The following is a 230-nucleotide window of genomic DNA, read 5'->3' as shown; positions in this document are numbered from 1 at the left end:
ATGCTGGTTGTGGATTGAGGGAAAACACGAGGATGGCAGCCCGTTTCACTGGCCGATCCTGACAGCCGAACCCGTCAAGCGAGAATGGGTGATCAACGGTGTCAGCGCACCACTGGCTCGCCAGGAGTTAAAAAAACTGGCCGATTGTCAGGTTTTCGAAGTTCATTTTGCCGTGAACTTCCTGGGCCTGGCTGATCTGGCGGGTGCCATAGCGTTTCGACCGCTACCAC

The 230-nt window shown here is 55.7% G+C and carries 1 pseudogene; it reads left to right on the top strand.

Annotation, left to right across the window (positions count from 1 at the left end):
* Nucleotides 1–230: pseudogene (locus tag SB756_RS36095) on the top strand (hypothetical protein); the annotation flags it as partial.

The organism is Pseudomonas sp. SIMBA_068, from assembly GCF_046534705.1.
GTDB lineage: Bacteria > Pseudomonadota > Gammaproteobacteria > Pseudomonadales > Pseudomonadaceae > Aquipseudomonas > Aquipseudomonas putida.
The sequence above is the reverse complement of the archived record's forward strand: the minus strand, read 5'-3'. Positions and strand labels throughout refer to the sequence as shown.